We start from the raw sequence: 20414 nt of genomic DNA, 5'->3' as shown, positions 1-20414 counted from the left end.
ATTCTTCAAAGGGAATTTACTATGTCTTACTCCATTCACAACAATAATCTGGCATTCACTGAAAGCGCGGTCGCGCAATATATGAATACCGATTTTATCGTTCTCGATATTTCATTATGCGTGGCGCTGGCTCGTGAACAGTTTTTCGAAAAATTAAAAGACGATGATATTCCGTCGCATATTTTTATCGAAGACCAGGGACGTCTGGCGGGCATGGTTGCCGTACGCAAATTATTGCAGGCTGTCGATACGGTGCAGCCGGTCCGGGCGCTGATGATAGCGGAATTTATTCAGCTGAAACCGGAAGATGAACGTTCAGACGTTGCCGGGCAACTGGCTCACGGCGGAGCGGATGTGGTACCGGTGGTCACGCACGGTAAGCTGGTCGGGTGCCTCACCGAGCGTGAAATCGCGCATCTGCTGGAAGATGACGTAACCGAAGATGCCCAGCGCCAGGGCGCTACGCTGCCGCTGGAGAAACCCTATCTGGAAACCAGTCCATTTAGCCTGTGGAAAAAACGCGCCGTCTGGCTGCTGTTGTTGTTTATTGCCGAAGCTTACACCAGCTCTGTCATTCAGCATTTTGAAGAGGCGCTGGAATCCGCCATCGCCCTGGCGTTCTTTATTCCTCTGCTGATTGGTACCGGTGGCAACAGCGGCACGCAGATCACCTCCACGCTGGTGCGTGCGATGGCGCTGGGCGAAGTGCATTTACGCGATGTCGGACGGGTGCTGCGAAAAGAGATGACAACTTCGTTGATGATTGCTGTCACTCTGGGGCTGGCGGGCTGCATTCGCGCCTGGATGATGGGCATCGGTATGGAAATTACCCTTATCGTCAGCCTGACGCTGGTCTGCATTACGCTGTGGAGTGCGATTGTCTCGTCCGTGATCCCGATGGTGCTCAAGCGCTGCGGCATCGATCCTGCCGTGGTGTCGGCCCCGTTTATCGCCACGCTTATCGACGGTACCGGGCTGATTATCTACTTCAAAATTGCCCAGCACACGCTGGGGCTGGCCTGACGCGATGGGCACCTCTGGCAGAGGTGCCCACGCCGTTACATATCACCCAGCTGATGTGCTATCTCGCGCAGCTGCTGAGCCAGCGCTTGCAGGTTTTTCCCCTTCTCCCCTTTTTGCCCGGTGGACTGGCGCACCACCAGCCGGGCAGGCAGAATTGACGACATGCGCAGCACATTGTCGTCACCGCTGTCCAGAATACGCCGCACGGCCTCTTTGCCCTGCAAATCAGATCGAGCGATACCGTGGTTAACGCCGGGTAGAAGAACGAGCTTTCGTAGGTGTCATCGTAACCAATCACCGACTTCTCCGCCGGAATGGAAATTTGCTGCTGATGGAAAGCGCTCAATACGCCGAGCGCCATCTGGTCGTTGGCGACCAGCACGGCGGAAAATTGTGCCGTTTCGCGCAGCATTTGCAGGGCACCGGAATAGCCGCTTTGCGCATCCCAGTTACCGCGAATGACCGATGCCGGCTCCAGCCCATAGCCCTTCAGCGTTTCGATCCAGCTTTTCAGCCTCAGCTGTGCCGACACGGAGGACTCCGGCCCGGCCAGCAGGGCAATCTCCCGATGGCCCAGTTCATAGAGATATTTGACGCTGGCGCGCGTGCCATCTGCCGGGTTAAACGAAACGTTAAACACGGAACTGTACGGGTCCACATCGAGAAACAGACAGACAATATCGTCATTGTCTGTCGCGATTTTCTGCGCCTGCTCGGCCTCCAGCGGGACGTTGATGATCACTTTGCTGACCAGCTGAGACTTCAGCTCGTTGATGGAATCCTGAATACTATGGTTGACGTTCTCATCAATCATTGAGATCAGCACCTGGTATCCTTCCACATTGGCGTAGCGTTTTACCGCAGCCGCCACCTGTGAGGGGGCGTGTAAGGCCAACGAAATAGTCACCAGCCCGACCGTCTGGCTCTGCTTGCCTACCAGCTGCTGAGCCAGTCGGTTTGGAACATACCGCAATAACTCTATGGATTTCTCCACCTTGTGACGCGTGGCTTCGGATACGTTGGCAGATTTATTCAGTACCCTGGACACGGTCTGATAGGAGACGCCCGCATGGCGTGCCACATCCTCTAACGTCGCGCTTTTCGACTTCATGGTCCGGTTCCTTATGTTGTTATGCGCTGATTGTAACAGGGGTGATGTAAAAAAACGCACACCGCTCTCTTTTCACGCACCTAACACCATCAAAAAGTATGACGCTCACAATGCCACATTTCATGGCCCATCTCATCATTCGTAACAAAATTGTCTATTTTATTTGCACTTAATCACACATTCACGATCGTGTAATTGCCAGATAACAGGTTTAGGCATTTTATGACTGCGGATTTGTGAACGTATTACAAAACAATAAGAGGGTAACAATGAACACGACGATCCGATCTGTATCCGTTGCGTTGGCTGCCGCGTTAGCGTCTCCTTCGCTGTTTGCAGCGTCTTCTGTACCGATTGATTTTCATGGATATCTTCGCTCTGGTGTGGGCGTCTCACGGGATGGTGGGATGGAGGAGTGGCAAAAAAATAAAATTGGCCGTCTGGGTAACGAAGCCGATACCTACGGCGAGCTGGAGCTGGGTTCTGAGGTGTACAAAAAGAACGACGTCAGCTTCTACCTCGACAGCATGGTGAGCATGGTCTCTGACGGTTCAAACGATAACGAAACCACGTTTGGTGACGATGCGCAGTTTGGGCTGCGCCAGTTAAATCTCCAGATAAAAGGCCTGATCCCGGGCGATCCGAATGCGGTAATTTGGGGCGGTAAGCGTTACTACCAGCGCCATGACCTGCACATTATCGACACCAAATACTGGAACATCTCCGGCTCCGGTGCGGGTATTGAGAACTATACCCTTGGCCCGGGCGCTGTCTCCGTGGCGTGGATCCGTGGCGATGCCAACGATGTAGACTACCGCGTAGATGGCGACAACGACGTGAATATCAACTATATCGACCTTCGCTACGCAGGCTGGAAACCATGGGCAGGGGCATGGACAGAAGTGGGTATTGATTACGCCATGCCAAACCCCACCAACAAGCAGAAGGATTATGGCGGGCTGTATGAAGCCGATAATGGCGTGATGGTCACCGGCGAGATCAGCCAGGATATGTTTGGCGGCTATAACAAGCTGGTGCTGCAGTACGCTAACAAAGGTCTGGCGCAGAACATGGTGTCACAGGGTGGCGGCTGGTATGACATGTGGAACTACGTGAACGATGCGACAGGCTACCGCGTAATCAATACCGGCTTGATTCCGATCACCGACAAGTTCTCCTTCAACCACGTGTTGACCTGGGGCTCGGCGGATGACACCACCCAGTACACAGACAAATCACGCCTCGTCTCGCTGGTGGGTCGCGCCCAGTATCAGTTTACGGAATATGTCCGCCTGATTGGCGAGGTGGGTGGCTTCTACCAGGAAGATACCTATACCGACGGTTCGAAATACAAGCAGAGCGGCGAGAAGTACACCATTGCCCTGGGCCTGGCCGATGGTCCCGACTTTATGTCGCGTCCTGAGCTGCGCGTGTTTGCGTCTTACCTGAATGACTCTGAAAAAGGGCAATCCTTCGAAGATGGTACCGCAAATAATACCTGGAACTTTGGCGTGCAGGTCGAAGCCTGGTGGTAATTAATTTTTAAAATGCGTTAATCGTTATTGTATCTCCAACAACTGGCAGTCTATTCTCCTGTTTCGGGATAGCCATTATTTTGGCTATCCCTTTTTTATATTTAATGATTAAAATGCTTTTCTAATAACTGACGCAAGGTATCAGACTGCCTGCCAAATATCGCATGCACCTGCTGACCGATAATAATCACACCAAGCGCACCCTCCTCCTGTAACGCCTTTGAATTAACCTTATTTAAATCTTTTACCGTGACGCGCAGGCGGGTAATACAGGCTTCAATGTGCTCGATATTATCGTCACCGCCAAACGCTGGAATTAAACGCTGAGTAATTTGACTGTCCATAATACGCCTCTCTTTTATGCAGATAAAAAAATGCCTGCTCGGGGAGCAGGCGTTTTGTGCCTTTTTTGCCCGGCGGCGCTGCGCTTGCACGGGCCTACGGGTTTGGTAGGCCGGGTAAGCGCAGCGCCGCCGGGCGGTTCTTACGCCTTACGCCTGAGCACCCGGCAGTCCCACGCCAGCAGCACGGTATCGCCCGCGGCAGCGGTGTCTGTCATGCAGTCGGTATACCCCAGCGGCAGCGTGACGAGCTGCTGCTGGGCGGTAAAGTTCTGCACAAACACCCAGGTGGTTTCGCCGTCCGTGCGCGCTGTTGCAACCACACCCGGCGGGAAATCGCCGTCGATGGCCCGCGGCAGCGCCAGCTCATTGATAATGGCGGCGAAGAAATCACGCTGGAACGGCAGATCGTTGCGCGAGGCCACATGCCACGCTTTACCTTTACCAACGCGGTTCACCGTGACGGCAGGCCGGCCAGCGTAAAAGTCGTCACGGTAGGTCGCCAGCACCTGCGCGGACTCAGCGTGGATCAGCTCACACAGATGACGAACCTGATACGGCCCCTGCAACCCTGACGCATTGCCCGCCAGCCCCTGAACCAGGTTACGTTCACCGTCATCCAGGCAGTCAATCTCCTCAGCCCAGACCCCAACAAGCTTACGCAGCGGCCCCGGGAATCCACCCAGATGGCAAAGATCCGTTTCATTCACCACTCCGCTCCAGTAGGTCGTCACCAGATGCCCGCCCGCAGCGACAAACGCCTCTGCACGTTCGGCAAAACCTTCACGTACCATGTAGAGCATTGGCGCGATGACCAGCGCGTACGGGCTGAGATCGCAGTCAGCGTCAATGATGTCCACCGCGATGCCCTGCTCCCAGAACGGACGATAGTGCTCGTTTACGGTTTTCTCGTATTCCATTCCCTTGTTGCGCGGCCCTTCGGCATCGTCCAGCGCCCAGCGGTTTTGCTGGTCGAAGATAATCGCCACCCGGGCTTCAGTACGACAGCCCACGACATCCGGCAAACGTTCAAGCATTTCGCCAAAGCGCGTCACTTCCCGCCCGACGCGGGTATCAAGGTGACCCACGTGGTCGATAATCGCCCCGTGGAATTTCTCCACCGACCCGCGGCTCTTGCGCCACTGGAAGTACTGCACCGCATCCGCACCGTGGGCCACCGCCTGCATCGAGGAGAGAATATGCATCCCCGGTTTTTTCAGCTTGCTGGTCGGCTGCCAGTTGGTGGTGCTCGGCGTGGACTCCATCAGCACAAAGGGTTTACCGCCCTTCAGGCTGCGCATCATGTCGTGATACATGGCGGTATAGCAGGCGAGCTGCGTTTCGTCTTTCTCCCTGTGCCACATCGGGTAGCTGTCCCAGGAGATAAAGTCGATCGCCTCGGCCAGCTGCCAGTAGTCGTAATCGTAGAAATACTCCATGAAGTTGGTCGTCACCGGCAGTTCCGCATTCGCGGCTTTCAGCGGAGCCACTTCATGGCGGCAGAAATCGGTCACCTGTGCAGTATTAAAGCGTCGCCAGTCGAGGTTCAGGCCGTGGATCGACACCTCTCCCTGCGGCGCAGGTGACTCAATCTGCGACCAGTCGGTGTAGGTATGACTCCAGAAGGTGCTCCACCACGCATGGTTCAGCGCATCCAGGGTTTTATAGCGCGCCTTCAGCCAGTCGCGGAAACGTTCCTGACACAGGTTACAGTGGCATTCCCCACCATACTCATTCGAAATATGCCAGCCCAGCACCGCTGGGTGTTGCGAATAGCGTTCCGCCAGCAGGCTGTTGATTTTCAGGGTCTTCTCGCGATACACCGGAGACGTCATACAGTGGTTATGACGCCCGCCATGCAGTGCGGGCACGCGGTTACGCCCCACGCGCAGCACTTCGGGGTATTTTTGCGACATCCATGCCGGGCGCGCGCCGGTTGGCGTCGCCAGGAAAATATGAATACCTGCCGCATAAAGCTTTTCAATAATAGTGTCCAGCCAGGCGAAATCATATTCCCCCTCGCGTGGTTCAAGTTTCGCCCAGCTAAATATCCCGACCGACATAACATTACATTTCGCCTGCTTCATCATGGCGATATCTTTTTCAACAATACCGGGGTAATTCTCCCATTGCTCCGGGTTATAGTCGGCGCCATGCAATAACGCAGCGACCTTTGAACTTAAAGGCGCAAATTTATTCATCATAAATACATCCTGAATGAAGATTAAAAACTATTTAAATACCGTTATTGACGGCAGCACTTTTCCTTTGCAATCAAATAACGCCTGATTCTCGCGGGCATTTCCCTCTTTCCATTCATCATGGATATATTTCATGCCGGTTTTGGTCGCCCAGGTGGTACCAGGAACGGCAATCCAGGTCGGCTCCCAATAGAAAATACCTTTCCCGCGATGGTCAGGCACGTCGACGACGGACTGCATTAAATCGTGAATATAATCGTACTGGCCCTGAACGGTGCCCGGATAGCCGCCGTCCTTCTCTTCTTTAGCCTGGAAGCTGTTTTCGGCGTTATCACAATTTTCCAGCGTATAGCCGTAGGCCGCTTCCACCACGATCACGTCTTTGTTGTAGCGCTTACTGATGTCATCCATATTGCTTTTGAGCGCGCTGAGCGGGCCGTTCCAGTAGGTGTACATCGACAGGCCGATAATATCGAACGGGACGTCGCGTTTGGTGATTTCGTCAAACCACCAGCGGAAGGTGTCATTTTTGGTGCCTTCCGCCAGGTGCAGCATGATTTTCACCTGCTCGCCACCGGTCAGGTTCTCTTTCATCCCACCAATGGCAGCGTTGAGTAGCCCGGCTAAGCGATCAAACTCACCGCCGCCCTGCCCCCAGCTTTTCCCTTCTGGCCACAGCATTCCGCCGTTGATTTCGTTACCGATCTGCACCATGTCCGGCAGCACGCCCTCTTTCTTAAAGCGGGCAATGGTGTCGCGGGTGTAGTCATGGATCGCCGTTTTGAGCTGCGGGTAATCCATCTTTTCCCAGGCTTTCGGTTTGAACTGTTTGCCCGGATCGGTCCAGAAATCGCTGTAATGGAAATCAAGCAGCAGTTTCATGCCCTGCGCTTTCACGCGCTTCGCAAGCGTAATGGTGTTTTCCAGATTGTTACTGCCGCCGCCGTAGGTATTGCCTTCGGCATCCTGCGGGTCAACCCATAAACGCAGGCGCACATAGTTCACGCCGTTCGCTTTGAGGACAGCAATCGCATCCTGCTGCTGACCGTTCGCGTTATAAAACTTAGCGCCGTGCTGTTCTGCTTCCAGCAGGGTCGAAATATCCGCGCCCTTAATAAAATCCGCAGGCATGGCGTTAAACGGACGCGTTTTCACCGCATCCGCAGCAAAAGCACTCGCGGCAAGGCCACATGAGAGGCAAACAGCAAGCAAGGCGGGTTTGAGTCTTTTCATGATTATCCTTTAGTACTCCCGGAGGTAAGACCGGAGACGAAGTATTTTTGCAACGCCAGGTAGAGGACAGCGACCGGCACAGCAATCAGTACCGCGCCTGCCGCGTAGGTGGTGTAACTGGCACCCATTTTTTGCGCCACCAGGTTATAAAGCCCGATGGGTAAGGTGTATTTGTCCGGGGTGCGCAAAATGGTGCTGGAGAGGATGAAATCCCCCAGCGGCCCGGTGAAGGAAAACAGCGCCACCACGGCCACAATCGGTTTAGAAAGCGGCATGATGATTTCGATGAAAATACGGAAGTTGCTGGCCCCGTCCATGCGCGCGGATTCATCCAGATCTTTCGGAATGGCATCGAGATAGCCTTTCATCAGATAAGTGTTCATCGGGATCATGCCACCGACGTAGATCAACACCAGCGCCAGATGGCTGTTGATTAACCCCAGAAGCTGCGACAGCACGAAGATGGCAATCAGCGCCGAAAACTGCGGGATCATCTGTAGCAGCAGGAACAGCATCAAACCATTCTGACGCCCCTTAAAGCGAAAGCGCGAGAAGGCATAGGCCGTAAAGCTGACGCTGATTAAGGTCAGCACCATGGTCAGGAAGCTGATTTTCATCGAGTTCCAGTACCAGGTCATGTAGTTCACCTGGCCGTTGAACAGGTCGGCGTAATGCTGCACCGAGAAGTTCTCCGGAATAATCGACGAGCTGAGCAGGCTGTTACCGGCGTTGAATGACGCCCCGACCGTCCACACCAGCGGATAAATGATAATCGTCGACACCAGCACGATAACCAGCCAGGAGAGCGAGAGGCGTACCCACTTCTCACGTTTAATACTTGGTGATTGAGCCATTGTTACGTCCCTTACGCCATGTCGTCATTTTTGAAAGATTTGGTGGCGCGGAACTGCCACAGCGCCAGGCCGACGACGAAAATCGACAGCAGGATGGTGATGGTCGCTGCTATCGCGTACTGCGAAGAGGACATCGTCAGTTTGTAGATCCACGACACCAGAATGTCGGTCCCGCCCGCATTCGACCCGACCACCGCCGGCCCGCCGTTGTTAAACAGATAGATAATGTTGAAGTTATTGAAGTTGAAGGTGTATTGCGTGATAAGGATCGGCGCAATCGAGTACAGCACCAGCGGCAGCGTAATGGTGCGCAGCTTGGTCGCGCTGCTGGCGCCGTCCATGGTGGCCGCTTCATACAAATCTTCCGGGATCGCCTGCAACACGCCGGTGGTCATGGCGAACACAAACGGGAAGCCGAGCCAGGTCTGCATCATAATCAGCGCCGTTTTGGTCCAGAACGGGTCGGTCATCCAGGCTTTTGGCGCAATGCCAAAGAAGGCCAGAATCGCATTGTTAATCACCCCGAAGGAGTCGTTAAACATCCCGGCGAATACCAGAATGGTGACAAATCCCGGCACCGCCCAAGGCAGAATAAAGATGGTGCGGATAAGCGGCTTAAAGCGCAGATCTTTCTGGTTCACCAGGATGGCCAGCAGCACGCCCACGGAACATTGCAGCGTGGTAGCCAGCAGCGTCCAGACCACCGTCCACTGGAGTACGTCGAAGAAGGTCGAACGCCAGATGGAGAGCGTGAAAATATTGATAAAGTTCTTAAAGCCAACCCAGTCCACCAGCTTAGCCGGTGGCGTGTGGTAGAGGTTGTAGTTGGTAAAGGCGATAGCAAAGCCAAACAGAATGGGGAAAACCACCACAAACACCAGCAGGATAAAACCCGGGGTGATCATCAGATACGGGAAGCCGTCGCTCAGCAGCATCTGATACTGTTTGCGCACGCTATTTAGCGGCAGGCCTTCATCGCGTTTACGGCCGTTAACCCACGCATCACGCATCGACAGATACCAGACCATCACGCCAAACGCGGCGATTAAGACGCTGATGATCCCTTCGGCCAGCAGGAAGATGGAGTTGTCACGCGGCACTTCTTCGCCCAGCGTCACCAGCCCCCACAACCCTTCACGCAGAAAATCAGCAAATACGCCGATAAAGCTGGCAAGCAGCACCAAGAAGATAATCCCTTTCAGCCACTGGCGATGATAGAACTGACCGAAGCCGGGTACGACAGCCATCAGCAGGCCGGTCCAGGCGTGACGCCCGCCAGCGCGCGGTTTGGCAAAATTTTCCGGGATGATACTCACAGACAACTCCTTTCAAAAAGAACGGGAGCCTGTACTCCCGTTCTGCGACAACAGAAAATTACTGGTTGCTGGCCTGCATGGCTTCGATCTGCATCTGAACCTGTTTTTCTGCGCTATCCAGCGCGGCTTTTGGATCTTGTTTACCGGTCAGGCTCAGCTCCAGCGCGGCGTTGGCCGGACCCCAGACTTCACCCATTTCAGGAATGCCCGGCATGGCGGTGGCGCGTGCGGCCTGCACCGCCACGGCGCTGGCTTTCTCGTCATTCTTGATAACCGGATCGTCAATCATCGCCGTCAGCGGCGGGATTTCACGCGTCGCGATATAGCGCGTTTTCACGTACTGAGGCTGATTGATAAATTCGATGAATTTCTGCGCCAGCGCTTTGTCTTTGCTCCAGGTGGAGACGACATAACCTTTCACCCCGAGGAAGGAGCTCATTGGCTTACCGTCTGGCAGCGTTGGCAGTGGCGCAACGCCGTAGTTGATCCCTGCCGCCTCATACGGCTGGAACGCCCACGGGCCGTTGATCACGGCGGCCGCTTTTTTCTCGGTGAACAGGGAGTCGATGGCATTCAGCCCGTTATCGCCGACGATCCCCGCCGGGAAGACATCGTCCGCATAGAATTTTTTCAGGTACGTAACGGCCTCTACCGCACCTGGTTTGTTCAGACCCACGTCGCTGGCGTTATAGCCACCTTTGCCGTTTTGCCCAAAGATGTAGCCGCCCATCGGGGAAATAGCCCCCCAGCTGTAATAAATCTGGTCAAATTTGGCGAGCAACCCGTACTGGTTTTTGGCGCGCTGCTGTTTAGAAAAGTCATACCAGTCCTGAAGCGAGTTCAGAGGTTTGTCGATGAGATCTTTGTTGTAGATAAGCACCAGCGTTTCGACCGCTTTTGGCACACCGTACAGGGCGTTATCCATTTTGAAGGCGTTGATCGAGGCCGGGGTGTACTGTTCGGTCTGCTTAGCCTCCAGATTCAGGGGGGTCAATAACCCTTGCACAACGGCGCCGCCTAGCTGATCGTTAGGGATGACCAGCACATCCGGACCAATCCCTGCCGGGCCGTCCAGACGCAACTTTTCCAGCTGCTGAGCGTAAGGTGTTTCCTGGACGTTGACCTTCACGTCGTACTGTTTTTCAAAATCGGCGACCGCATCTTTAATGCCGGACGACTTCTTGATGTCTTCCCAGACGTTAAGCTGCGTGGTGGCGTGTACCTGCACCGCGAGCGTAGAGAGGATCAGAGCAGCGAGTATGTTCTTTTTCATTATCAACCTCATGTGAAGGTATAACAATTTATGGTTTTTATCGCATTCAAACATCACTCACCTTCGCCGAACAACCTGTAAAAACCGGTGGTGTACGTATGACGTCAAATGCATTTGGTTTGTTATACGCTACCCTTCACATCATGATAACTCTACAAAAAACTGTAAGTTGTGTGATCGTCATAACATTAATGGAATATCTGTATAGGGCGCGTGAATACTGGAAGTTATAGTCAGTACAGACAAATTGCGCCGTCCAGCCATGTTAAGCACAATTGTTATACGTAAAACATAACTGGCGACTTACTCGGGGAACACTGATGTCGAACATACAATTGAGGAATGTCACCAAACGCTTTGGCGACACCGTTACCTTGCACAACGTGAATCTTGACATTGAGGACGGCGAGTTCGCCGTTTTTGTTGGCCCTTCCGGCTGCGGTAAATCAACCATGCTGCGCATGATTGCCGGTCTGGAAGAGATCAGCGACGGGGAAGTATTAATTGGTAACGAAGTGATGAATGATGTCGCCCCGTCACACCGCGGCGTGGCGATGGTGTTTCAGTCCTACGCGCTTTATCCGCACATGACGGTGGCGGAAAACATGGGCTATGGGCTAAAAGTGAATAAGGTGCCGAAGGATCAGATCCGCCATCAGGTGGAGATGGTGGCTAAAACGCTGCAACTTTCCCATCTGCTGGACCGTAAACCAAAGCAACTCTCCGGCGGCCAGCGACAGCGCGTGGCGATTGGCCGTGCCATCGTGCGCAACCCGCGTGTGTTTATGTTCGATGAACCGCTCTCAAACCTGGATGCTGAACTGCGCGTTGAGATGCGCCTGCACCTGGCCCGCCTGCACCAGGAGCTAAAAACCACCATGGTGTATGTCACCCACGATCAGATTGAGGCCATGACCCTGGCCGATAAAATCGTGGTGATGAACTACGGCAAGGTTGAGCAGATGGGTGCGCCGATGGATCTCTACTACAAGCCGGTTAACAAGTTTGTGGCCGGGTTTATTGGCTCACCGAAGATGAACTTCCTGCCCGCTACTGTAGAAGCCTGGCAACCGGGCGAGCTGACCGTGCGGCTGTCGCAGCAGAAATCGCTGACGCTTGCCCTGACCACTACCCCGCTGACGCCGGGAAGCCAGGTGACGCTGGGCATTCGCCCGGAACATTTGACCACCGACACGCGCCAGGGTACGGGGCTGGAATTTAACTGTGAAGTGGTGGAACGCCTCGGGAACAACACCTACCTGTTTGGTCAGTGCTACGGTCACGACAACGTTAAAATCTTGCTGCCAGGAGACGTGAAGTTCGCCCCGTGGCAGAAGATTGATGTGGCCTTCGACGATCGTCACTGCATGGTCTTTGACGAACAGGATGTCCGCGTCAGTGCAGATATCGAAGATGCGGTGCGTTCGGTGGCCTAACTCGCCAGCCTCTCAACCGCACCCTTAAACGCCTCAATCGCCTGGGCGACATCTTCAGCCATCACCGACTCCGCCGGATGGTGGCTGACACCGCCTTTACAGCGCACAAACAACATACCCACGGGCCAGCGCTCTGCCATGGCGATGGCGTCGTGCCCGGCACCGCTGGGCAGTGACAGCGTGCGCCCCTGTACCGATTCAACGGCCTCGCCCAGCAATGCCTGTAAACGGGCATCGCACGGCGTAGCGGCGATCCGGTAAAACTCCTCGGCGCTGAAATCCAGCCCACGACGGGCGGCGATGGCCTGCGCCTGCGTCAGCAATTCGTTGAGCAGCACATCCAGCGGGGCATCCTGCGGGCCGCGAATATCCAGAGACAGCGCCACTTCGCCTGGGATCACATTCACCGCGCCGGGCAGGCAGCGCAGCTCCCCTACCGTCGCCACCAGATTGCCGCCGTGGCGCTGCGTGGTGCTTTCGGTCATCACCATCCATTCGGCGGCGGCGGCCAGGGCGTCCTTGCGATGGGCCATCGGCACGGTACCGGCGTGCCCGGCCTCACCGGTAAAGCGGCAGTTCAGGCGGCGTGCGCCGTTAATGGCTTCCACCACGCCCAGCGCCAGCTGTGCCTGCTCCAGACACGGCCCCTGCTCGATATGCAGCTCCAGATAGGCACTGAAATCGTCTTTGTTTCTGGCGGCAAGTAACACGCGGGCAGGATCAAGCCCCGCCTGCACCATCGCCTGCGCCACGCTGACGCCGCTGGCATCGCATTTATCGAGCCAGCTCTCAGGCCAGGTGCCCGTCAGGCCGCGACTGCCCAGCAGGGTAATGCCGAAGCGAGTGCCTTCTTCATCGCAAAAACCGACAATCTCGATGGCCTGAGCCAGATGCAACCCCTGCTGATGCAGGCTGTCCACCACTTCAATGGCGGTGAGCACGCCGAGCATCCCGTCGTATCGCCCGGCATTGCGCACGGTATCCAGATGCGATCCGAGTAATACCGCCGGTGCGCCTTCCTGTGCCCCCTCATAGCGCCCGCAAATATTGCCCACGCTGTCCTGCCAGACGGTCATGCCCGCCTGGCTCATCCACTGCCCGACCAGCTGGTTGGCCTGTAAATGCTGCGTGGAGAGATACACCCGTGTCAGGGCATCCGGGGTTTCGCTAATCGTGGCCAGCGCATCGGCGCGCGCCATCACACGGTCTGCCGCCTGCTGGCGTGTCGCTTGACTCATAGCGCCGTCTCGCTGCGGTAGTGATCCCACGCGGCCTGCATTGCAGCGCCCTGCGTGGTGGTGAATTTCAGGTAGTTCAGCACCGACTCCAGCGCGCTCAGGGTGGTCATCACGCAGTCTTTACGAGCGTTATAGCCCATGGTGCCAATGCGCCACACTTTGCCGTGCAACGGGCCAAACGAGGTGCCAATTTCGATACCGAAATCTTCCAGCATCAGCTTACGCACCTGATCGCCGTTCACGCCCTGCGGAATAACCACGCCCAGCACGTTGTTCATTTTGTGCTTCAGGTCGCCGAAGGTTTCCAGCCCCATCGCCTGAATGCCTTTCAGCAGCGCATCGCCGTGCAGCTTGTGGCGGGCGATGCCGTTATCCAGCCCTTCCTGGAGGATAAGCCGGGCGCATTCGCGCGCGCCGAACAGCGCGGTGGTGGCTTCAGTATGGTGGTTCAGGCGCTCGGGGCCCCAGTAGTCCATCACCATGCCAAGATCGAAATAGTTGGAGTAGACCATCTCATCCACGCCGTGCTGATGAGCATCGGTACGGATGCCCTCTTCCACACACTTACGGCGGCGGATCGCCTCTTCCATCCTTGCGCTCAGGGTAATGGGCGAAGTACCGGACGGACCGCCGAGGCATTTCTGCATCCCGGCCGAGACGGCATCCAGCTCCCAGGCATCGGTTTCCAGTGGGTTACCGCCAAGCGATGCGGTGGCATCGGTGTAAAACAGCACGTCGTAACGGCGGCAAATGGCCCCCAGTTCGGCCAGTGGTTGCAGCATGGTGGTTGAGGTATCGCCCTGTACGGTCAACAGCAGGCGCGGACGCACGCGTTTGATGGCGTCTTCAACCTGATCCGGCGTGAAAACCTCTCCCCACGGCACTTCAATGGTGTGCACTTCGGCGCGACAGCGGCGGGCAATTTCGCACAGCAGATGACCAAAGCGGCCAAACACCGGCACCAGCACTTTGTCCCCCGGACGAATGGCCGACACCAGAATCGCTTCAATCCCCGCGCGGGAGGTGCCATCCACCAGCATCGTCCAGCGGTTTTCGGTGCGGAACACCCCGCGATAAAGCGCCATCACCTCATTCATGTAGTGGGTCATGGCCGGATCGTACTGACCAATCAGCTGGCTCGACATGGCGCGCAGCACGCGCGGATCGGCATTGATCGGCCCCGGCCCCATCAGCAGGCGCTGGGGTGGATTGATTTGCGGAAATTGAGCGATGTCCATCTTTGTGTCCTTAGGTTAATTGAGGCCGCGCACGGAGGAGATAAACTGTTTCAGTTCAGTGGTCTGCGGGTTAGCAAACAGCGTTTTGCTGTCGCCCTGCTCCCACACTTTCCCCTGATGCATAAACACCACGCGGTCGCCCACTTCGCGGGCAAAATTCATTTCATGGGTGACGAGGATCAGCGTCATCCCCTCTGCCGCCAGTTGCTCCAGCACCCTGAGCACTTCGCCCACCAGTTCCGGGTCAAGCGCGGAGGTTATCTCGTCACAGAGTAAAACTTTTGGCGTCATCGCCAGCGCGCGGGCAATGGCCACGCGCTGCTGCTGGCCCCCGGAGAGGCTCGACGGGTAATAGTCCAGGCGATCGCCTAAGCCGACTTTCTCCAGCATCTGCTGCGCCAGCACCCGACATTCGGCGGCGCTTTTCTTCAGCACCCGGCGCGGGGCGAGCATCACATTTTCCAGCGCGGTCATGTGCGGGAACAGGTTGAAGTTCTGGAACACCATCCCGACCGAACGGCTAATTTCACGCGCCTGGGAATCACGGTCAGTAATGGTCATGCCGCCGAGCTTAATGCTGCCGTCCTGATACCCTTCCAGGCCGTTGATACAGCGCAGCAGCGTGCTTTTGCCGGACCCGCTACGCCCGATAATCGAAATGACCTGGCCCATGTCGATATCCAGATCCACGCCCTTGAGCACGTGGTTATCGCCGTAAAACTTCTGCACCTGATTAATGGTGATGAGAGGCATTGAATTTAGTCTCCAGATAACGGCTGTAGCGCGACAGCGGGTAACACAGAATGAAATAGCCCAGCGCTACCAGCGCAAAGACTTTAAATGGCTGGTAGGTCACGTTGGTCAGCATCGTCCCGGCCTTTGTCAGCTCGATAAAACCGATAATCGATGCCAGCGCAGTGCCCTTAATCACCTGCACGGCAAACCCCACCGTGGGGGCGATAGCGATGCGTAACGCCTGCGGCGCCACCACGCGAAACAGAGTCTGACCAAAGCTCAACCCCAGGCAGCGCGAAGCTTCCCACTGCCCTTTTGGCAGCGCACGAATACTGCCAAACCAGATGTCGAGCAAAAAGGCGCTGGTGTAAAACGTCAGCGCCAGCGACGCGGCGGTCCAGGCTGAAACATCGATGCCAAACAGCGCCACGCCGAAAAAGGCCAGGAACAGCTGCATCAGCAGCGGCGTGCCCTGGAACAGCTCAATATAGCCGCGGATCAGGTGTTTTACCGTGCGCCCGCCCGTCATACGCAGCAGCAACAACGGCAGCGTCACCACCGCCCCGCCGACAAACGCCACCAGCGACAGCAGTACCGTCCAGCGCCCGGCGAGCAGCAGATTGCGAATAATGTCCCAGTCCGTAAAGGTGGTCATCATGCCTGCACCCCCAGCCATTTGCGTCCTGCCGCCATCATCAACTGGCGCAGGGTAATCGACAGCACTAAGTAAATCCCGGTGGTCACCAGATACACCTCAAAGCTCAGAAAGGTTCTGGACTGGATCAGGTTGGCGGCAAAGGTCAGCTCTTCATAAGAAACCTGCGACACCACCGACGAACCCAGCATCACGATGATGCACTGGCTCACCAGCGCCGGATAAATGCGCTGCAACGAGGGCGGTAACACCACCCGGATAAAGGTCTGCAAACGCGTTAACCCCAGCACCCGCCCGGCTTCCCACTGCCCTTTTGGCGTGACCTGAATACCCGCGCGGATGATCTCGGTGCTGTACGCCCCCAGATTCACCACCATCGCCAGCAGCGCCGCTTCCCCGGCGGTCATTTTCAGCCCCATATTCGGCAGGCCAAAAACAATAAAAAACAGCTGCACCACAAACGGCGTGTTACGGATGATTTCCACGTAACCGCCCCAGACCCGGCTAAACCACGTCGCCCGCCCGCTGCGAATGGCCGCCCCGAAAATACCGATTGCCAGGCCGCCGAGGGTCGCCAGTACGGTCAGTTGAATCGTGACCCACAGCCCTGCCAGCAGCTCCGGCCAGTGCGGCCAGAGCTCAGAAAAATGCAGTTGCTCAGACATGCCTTATACGCCAAGGTTTGCCGGCAGCGGCGCTTTCAGCCATTGCTCAGACAGCCCATTCAGCGTGCCGTCTTTGATCCCTTGCTCAATCAGAGCGTCCACTTTCGCTTTCAGGGCCGGTTCGTTTTTCTTCAGGCCGATAAAGCACGGTGAGTCTTTCAGCATAAAGCTCGGCACCGGCGCTTTATCCGCGTTCTGACGTGAAATCGCCGCCACCACAAGGTTGCCGGTCGCCACATACTGCACCTGACCGGAAAGGTAGGCCGACAGCGTGGTGTTGTTGTCCTCATAGCGTTTTACATCGGCATCTTTCGGCGCCAGGCTGGTCAGCACCATGTCTTCCACCGCACCGCGCGTCACGCCGATGGTTTTTCCGCTCAGCGCGGCAGCATCTTTCAGCTCAGCCCCTTTCGGGCCAAATACGCCGAGGAAGAAAGGCGCATAGGCGCGGCTAAAGTCGATCACCTTTTCACGCTCGGCGTTTTTACCCAGGCTTGAGATAACCAGATCCACCTTATCGGTTTGCAGATACGGTACGCGGTTGGCGCTGGTCACCGGCACCAGTTGCAGCTTGAGCTTCATCTGTTTTGCCAGATAGCGCGCCATATCGATGTCGTAACCCTGCGGCTGGAGGTCGGTCCCCACCGAGCCGAACGGAGGGAAGTCCTGCGGGACGGCGATGCGCAGCGTACCGCGCTTTTCAATATCCTGAAGCTGGTCAGCTTTTGCTGGCAGTTGTGTGAACAGACAAGCGGCCCCGGCCAGTGCAATCAACAGTTTTTTCATGGTGTTTACCCGTTACGTTAGCATGAAACAAAAGATTCGTTGAATTAACTTTTGCAACTAATGTGCCAGGCGAAGCAAAACGGCAAATTTTGTTTGAAAGGCAGATGTCACGAGGAATAAATAACAACGGGGCGAAAAGAACTGGCCTTTTCGCCCCGTTTCATTGCACCAATTTAATGCAAAGCACCAGCCTGACGCCCCATTATCGTTGCTCCAGCTCATCCAGCTGCTGATAAAGGGAGGCTATCTCGTGAATACGCGGGCGGCCTTTATCGAGGATCTCATGCAGGAAGGCGTTCGCCAGCAGGTTAATCAGGCTGTTCACCGAAGAGTAGCTGTCATAGGCCGATACGCTGTCCAGCGGGGCGCAGAGCTGCCAGCTCGCCAGCGGGAACAGGCTGTGGGCCTGCGGCTCGCACATCAGCAGCACCGGAACCCCACGGCTCTGAAGCTGCTGCATCAGCGGGCGGATAATGCGCGGGCGGCGGCGAAACGCCATCATCACCACCAGATCGTCGGCGGTTAAATCCACCAGTTCTTCACTCAGGCTCTGCCCTGGCTGGGGTAGCACCAGCACCTGCCCGCGGGCCTGTAACAGCTGCTGGCGCAGGTGCAGCGCCGCCGGATACGCATTGCGCATCCCGATAATCACCACCCGCTGTGCCTTCACCATGCAGGCCATGGCCTCGGCAAACTGCTGCGCATCAAGCGCATTCACCCACTGGGTCAGGTTCGCCATCTCCTGCTTATAGTGGCGCGCCAGCAGCGTGTTGCCCTGCACCGCATCGCGGTTGTCGGTTAACGGCATCCCGCTCTGGCGCAGCGTGCGCAGTTCATCGCGCATGTCTTTATATTTCTCATAGCCCAGGCGCTTAAACAGACGGCTCACCGTGGCTTTCGACACCCCGCTAAGCTGCGCCAGCTCGGCGCTGTTATAGCTAATAAGGTCGTCAAAGTGATCGAAGATAAAATCGGCCACGCGCTGCTCTTGCGGCGACAGCGACGGGTATTGTGCTTTCAGACGTTCATCTAACTGTTCCATAGCGCCTCTGTAACTTTTGTTTCATCACATTTTGCCTTTTATTATACGTTTCATTATCCGTGCCAGTTTACTGAAACTTTTCTTTCAGAACTGGAACAGCTTTTGCAGCACCTTGTGACTTTCAGGGTCATGAGGACTCCCCATGCACAGTAATGTCTCAACACACGGAATGGCCGTAGCGCCCCATCATCTTGCCAGCCAGAGCGCTCTGGCGATTCTGCGCGAAGGCGGCAGCGCCATTGAAGCGATGGTGGCCGCCGCAGCCACCATCGCGGTGGTTTACCCGCATATGAATGGCCTCGGCGGCGATGGCTTCTGGCTTATCGCCCCGCCCGGCGGTGAACCCATTGCCATTGACGCCAGCGGCGCGGCAGGCTCGCTGGCGACGCTTGCGGCCTATGATGGTCTGACGCAGATCCCCCATCGCGGCCCGCGCGCGGCGCTGACCGTGGCCGGAACGGTCAGCGGCTGGGACGAAGCCCTTAAGGTGTCGCAGGAAATGCATGGCACCGCGCTGCCGCTGGCGCGCCTGCTGGCAGATGCCATTGACTACGCGCAAAACGGCACGCCGGTCACCGCATCGCAGGCCAGCGCCACGGCGAGTAAATTTGACGAACTTAAAGACCTGCCTGGTTTTGCAGAAACCTGGCTTATCGACGGTAAACCACCTCAGGCCGGGAGCCGTTTTTACCAACCGGCGATGGCCACCACCCTGAAACGCCTGGCGGACGAAGGTCTGGACAGCTTTTATCGTGGCCCGCTGGCGGAATGTCTGGCCAGTGGAATGGAGGAGCTCGGTCTGCCCGTGACCCTTGCAGACCTGAACGCGCACGTCGCCCGGCGCACCACGCCGCTGAAATTGCAGCATCAGCAGGGTGAGGTCTGGAATCTGGCCCCGCCGACGCAGGGGCTGGTGTCGCTGGCGATACTCGGGATAACCGACCGGCTGGGGATGGCAGATGCCGACGAAGCCACCACGATCCACCGCATCGTCGAAGCCACCAAGCTGGCTTTTGGCCTGCGCGATACCCACATCACCGATCCGCGGGAACTGAAAACCGATATCCAGCGTCTGCTGGCCCCCACCGGGCTGGACGCGCTCGCTGCGCGGGTTAACGACAGCCAGGCCGCCCAATGGGGCACCGGTAAAGGCCCCGGCGACACGGTCTGGATGGGGGTAATCGATAAAAGCGGGCTTGCTGTCTCGTTTATCCAGAGTATTTATCACGAGTTCGGCAGCGGCGTGGTCCTGCCGGATACCGGGATCGTCTGGCAAAACCGGGGAGCCTCTTTCAGCCTCAACCCGGCTCATCTTCTGGCGCTGGCTCCGGGTAAACAGCCTTTCCATACCCTGAACCCGGCAGCCGCACGCCTGCACGACGGGCGCGTGATGGTCTATGGCTCGATGGGAGGAGACGGACAGCCGCAAACCCAGGCGGCGCTGTTCACCCGCTATGTGGTGCAGGGTGTGCCGCTTCAGGAGAGCATCAGCCTGCCGCGCTGGCTGCTGGGACGCACCTGGGGACAAACTTCCGACACCTTAAAACTGGAAGGACGCGTCTCATCGCAGACGCTCGCGCGCTTGCAGGCGCTGGGCCACGAAACAGAAGTGTTCCCGGACTTTAGCGAAGCCATGGGGCACGCGGGGGCGATTGTTCGCCATCCCAACGGCCTGCTTGAAGGGGCATTCGACCCACGCAGCAACGGCTCTGCCGCCGGATACTGAGGAGAT

General features: G+C 56.5%; 17 protein-coding genes and 1 pseudogene. 4 read left to right on the top strand and 14 right to left on the bottom strand.

All coding sequences use genetic code 11. The features are described from left to right. Positions 1-21: 21 nt before the first annotated feature. A complete protein-coding gene (locus ACT9TW_RS13450) occupies positions 22-1023 on the top strand; it encodes a magnesium transporter (protein ID WP_446492638.1) in 1002 nt (333 codons plus the stop codon). A 35-nt stretch (positions 1024-1058) separates the two neighbouring features. Here the strand turns inward: ACT9TW_RS13450 and ACT9TW_RS13445 are convergent. Then, positions 1059-2134 (bottom strand): annotated as a pseudogene (locus tag ACT9TW_RS13445) (LacI family DNA-binding transcriptional regulator). A gap of 269 nt (positions 2135-2403) precedes the next feature. Between ACT9TW_RS13445 and ACT9TW_RS13440 the strand changes: the two are divergent. Next, on the top strand, positions 2404-3669 hold the full coding sequence (locus ACT9TW_RS13440; protein WP_182060385.1) for a maltoporin: 1266 nt from the start codon (positions 2404-2406) through the stop codon (positions 3667-3669). Between the two features lie 101 nt (positions 3670-3770). Here ACT9TW_RS13440 and ACT9TW_RS13435 read toward each other — a convergent pair whose 3' ends face one another. From ACT9TW_RS13435 to ACT9TW_RS13410, 6 genes are all read right to left on the bottom strand, one after another. Further along, entirely contained in the window at positions 3771-4013 is a 243-nt protein-coding gene (locus ACT9TW_RS13435; RefSeq protein WP_182060384.1) for a glucose PTS transporter subunit EIIB, read from the bottom strand. A gap of 140 nt (positions 4014-4153) precedes the next feature. Beyond that, entirely contained in the window at positions 4154-6211 is a 2058-nt protein-coding gene (locus ACT9TW_RS13430; RefSeq protein WP_446492713.1) for a beta-galactosidase, read from the bottom strand. A 30-nt stretch (positions 6212-6241) separates the two neighbouring features. After that, complete coding sequence (locus ACT9TW_RS13425) at positions 6242-7444, bottom strand: glycoside hydrolase family 53 protein (RefSeq protein WP_446492637.1); 1203 nt, start codon at positions 7442-7444, stop codon at positions 6242-6244. Positions 7445-7446: 2 nt separating this feature from the next. Beyond that, on the bottom strand, positions 7447-8298 hold the full coding sequence (locus ACT9TW_RS13420) for a sugar ABC transporter permease (RefSeq protein ID WP_182060382.1): 852 nt from the start codon (positions 8296-8298) through the stop codon (positions 7447-7449). An 11-nt stretch (positions 8299-8309) separates the two neighbouring features. Then, positions 8310-9614 (bottom strand): carbohydrate ABC transporter permease, encoded by a 1305-nt coding sequence (locus ACT9TW_RS13415; RefSeq protein ID WP_182060381.1) that lies wholly within the window; start codon positions 9612-9614, stop codon positions 8310-8312. A 58-nt stretch (positions 9615-9672) separates the two neighbouring features. Further along, positions 9673-10887 (bottom strand): extracellular solute-binding protein, encoded by a 1215-nt coding sequence (locus tag ACT9TW_RS13410; protein WP_446492636.1) that lies wholly within the window; start codon positions 10885-10887, stop codon positions 9673-9675. A gap of 320 nt (positions 10888-11207) precedes the next feature. On the opposite strand from ACT9TW_RS13410, the gene ACT9TW_RS13405 reads away from it, so the two are divergent. Further along, positions 11208-12323 (top strand): ABC transporter ATP-binding protein, encoded by a 1116-nt coding sequence (locus tag ACT9TW_RS13405; protein WP_259836472.1) that lies wholly within the window; start codon positions 11208-11210, stop codon positions 12321-12323. Here ACT9TW_RS13405 and hpxK read toward each other — a convergent pair. The 7 genes from hpxK to hpxU all read right to left on the bottom strand — a co-directional run bounded on the left by hpxK (position 12320) and on the right by hpxU (position 18682). Beyond that, positions 12320-13561 (bottom strand): allantoate amidohydrolase, encoded by a 1242-nt coding sequence (gene hpxK, locus ACT9TW_RS13400; protein ID WP_446492635.1) that lies wholly within the window; start codon positions 13559-13561, stop codon positions 12320-12322. The two genes, ACT9TW_RS13405 and hpxK, sit on opposite strands and share 4 nt — an antisense overlap. Beyond that, on the bottom strand, positions 13558-14799 hold the full coding sequence (locus tag ACT9TW_RS13395; protein ID WP_182060377.1) for a pyridoxal-phosphate-dependent aminotransferase family protein: 1242 nt from the start codon (positions 14797-14799) through the stop codon (positions 13558-13560). The genes hpxK and ACT9TW_RS13395 overlap by 4 nt, the downstream gene beginning before the upstream one ends. 15 nt (positions 14800-14814) lie before the next feature. Further along, positions 14815-15552, bottom strand: a complete 738-nt coding sequence (locus tag ACT9TW_RS13390; RefSeq protein ID WP_446492634.1) for an amino acid ABC transporter ATP-binding protein — start codon at positions 15550-15552, stop codon at positions 14815-14817. Next, the gene (locus ACT9TW_RS13385; RefSeq protein ID WP_182063547.1) at positions 15533-16189 is read right to left on the bottom strand and encodes an amino acid ABC transporter permease; all 657 of its coding nucleotides are present in this window, start codon (positions 16187-16189) and stop codon (positions 15533-15535) included. Before ACT9TW_RS13385 ends, ACT9TW_RS13390 begins: the two co-directional genes overlap by 20 nt. Then, the gene (locus ACT9TW_RS13380; RefSeq protein ID WP_446492633.1) at positions 16189-16854 is read right to left on the bottom strand and encodes an amino acid ABC transporter permease; all 666 of its coding nucleotides are present in this window, start codon (positions 16852-16854) and stop codon (positions 16189-16191) included. Before ACT9TW_RS13380 ends, ACT9TW_RS13385 begins: the two co-directional genes overlap by 1 nt. A 3-nt stretch (positions 16855-16857) precedes the next feature. Then, the gene (locus ACT9TW_RS13375; protein ID WP_182060374.1) at positions 16858-17640 is read right to left on the bottom strand and encodes a transporter substrate-binding domain-containing protein; all 783 of its coding nucleotides are present in this window, start codon (positions 17638-17640) and stop codon (positions 16858-16860) included. Positions 17641-17842: 202 nt separating this feature from the next. Further along, positions 17843-18682 carry a MurR/RpiR family transcriptional regulator HpxU gene (gene hpxU / locus ACT9TW_RS13370; RefSeq protein WP_446492632.1) on the bottom strand — a complete coding sequence of 280 codons (840 nt, stop codon included), beginning with the start codon at positions 18680-18682 and terminating at the stop codon, positions 17843-17845. 142 nt (positions 18683-18824) lie between these two features. On the opposite strand from hpxU, the gene ACT9TW_RS13365 reads away from it, so the two are divergent. Then, the gene (locus ACT9TW_RS13365; RefSeq protein WP_446492631.1) at positions 18825-20408 is read left to right on the top strand and encodes a gamma-glutamyltransferase family protein; all 1584 of its coding nucleotides are present in this window, start codon (positions 18825-18827) and stop codon (positions 20406-20408) included. Positions 20409-20414: the final 6 nt, after the last annotated feature.

Source organism: Enterobacter sp. C4G1 (assembly GCF_052886895.1).
This window is presented reverse-complemented; position numbering and strand designations above follow the sequence as displayed.

What these genes read in the sequence shown, in the direction of transcription:
- ACT9TW_RS13450 (WP_446492638.1), top strand. Translation starts at nt 22, where the DNA reads ATGTCTTACTCCATTCACAACAATAATCTGGCATTCACTGAAAGCGCG.
- ACT9TW_RS13440 (WP_182060385.1), top strand. Translation starts at nt 2,404, where the DNA reads ATGAACACGACGATCCGATCTGTATCCGTTGCGTTGGCTGCCGCGTTA.
- ACT9TW_RS13435 (WP_182060384.1), bottom strand. Translation starts at nt 4,013, where the DNA reads ATGGACAGTCAAATTACTCAGCGTTTAATTCCAGCGTTTGGCGGTGAC.
- ACT9TW_RS13430 (WP_446492713.1), bottom strand. Translation starts at nt 6,211, where the DNA reads ATGAATAAATTTGCGCCTTTAAGTTCAAAGGTCGCTGCGTTATTGCAT.
- ACT9TW_RS13425 (WP_446492637.1), bottom strand. Translation starts at nt 7,444, where the DNA reads ATGAAAAGACTCAAACCCGCCTTGCTTGCTGTTTGCCTCTCATGTGGC.
- ACT9TW_RS13420 (WP_182060382.1), bottom strand. Translation starts at nt 8,298, where the DNA reads ATGGCTCAATCACCAAGTATTAAACGTGAGAAGTGGGTACGCCTCTCG.
- ACT9TW_RS13410 (WP_446492636.1), bottom strand. Translation starts at nt 10,887, where the DNA reads ATGAAAAAGAACATACTCGCTGCTCTGATCCTCTCTACGCTCGCGGTG.
- ACT9TW_RS13405 (WP_259836472.1), top strand. Translation starts at nt 11,208, where the DNA reads ATGTCGAACATACAATTGAGGAATGTCACCAAACGCTTTGGCGACACC.
- hpxK (WP_446492635.1), bottom strand. Translation starts at nt 13,561, where the DNA reads ATGAGTCAAGCGACACGCCAGCAGGCGGCAGACCGTGTGATGGCGCGC.
- ACT9TW_RS13395 (WP_182060377.1), bottom strand. Translation starts at nt 14,799, where the DNA reads ATGGACATCGCTCAATTTCCGCAAATCAATCCACCCCAGCGCCTGCTG.
- ACT9TW_RS13390 (WP_446492634.1), bottom strand. Translation starts at nt 15,552, where the DNA reads ATGCCTCTCATCACCATTAATCAGGTGCAGAAGTTTTACGGCGATAAC.
- ACT9TW_RS13385 (WP_182063547.1), bottom strand. Translation starts at nt 16,189, where the DNA reads ATGACCACCTTTACGGACTGGGACATTATTCGCAATCTGCTGCTCGCC.
- ACT9TW_RS13380 (WP_446492633.1), bottom strand. Translation starts at nt 16,854, where the DNA reads ATGTCTGAGCAACTGCATTTTTCTGAGCTCTGGCCGCACTGGCCGGAG.
- ACT9TW_RS13375 (WP_182060374.1), bottom strand. Translation starts at nt 17,640, where the DNA reads ATGAAAAAACTGTTGATTGCACTGGCCGGGGCCGCTTGTCTGTTCACA.
- hpxU (WP_446492632.1), bottom strand. Translation starts at nt 18,682, where the DNA reads ATGGAACAGTTAGATGAACGTCTGAAAGCACAATACCCGTCGCTGTCG.
- ACT9TW_RS13365 (WP_446492631.1), top strand. Translation starts at nt 18,825, where the DNA reads ATGCACAGTAATGTCTCAACACACGGAATGGCCGTAGCGCCCCATCAT.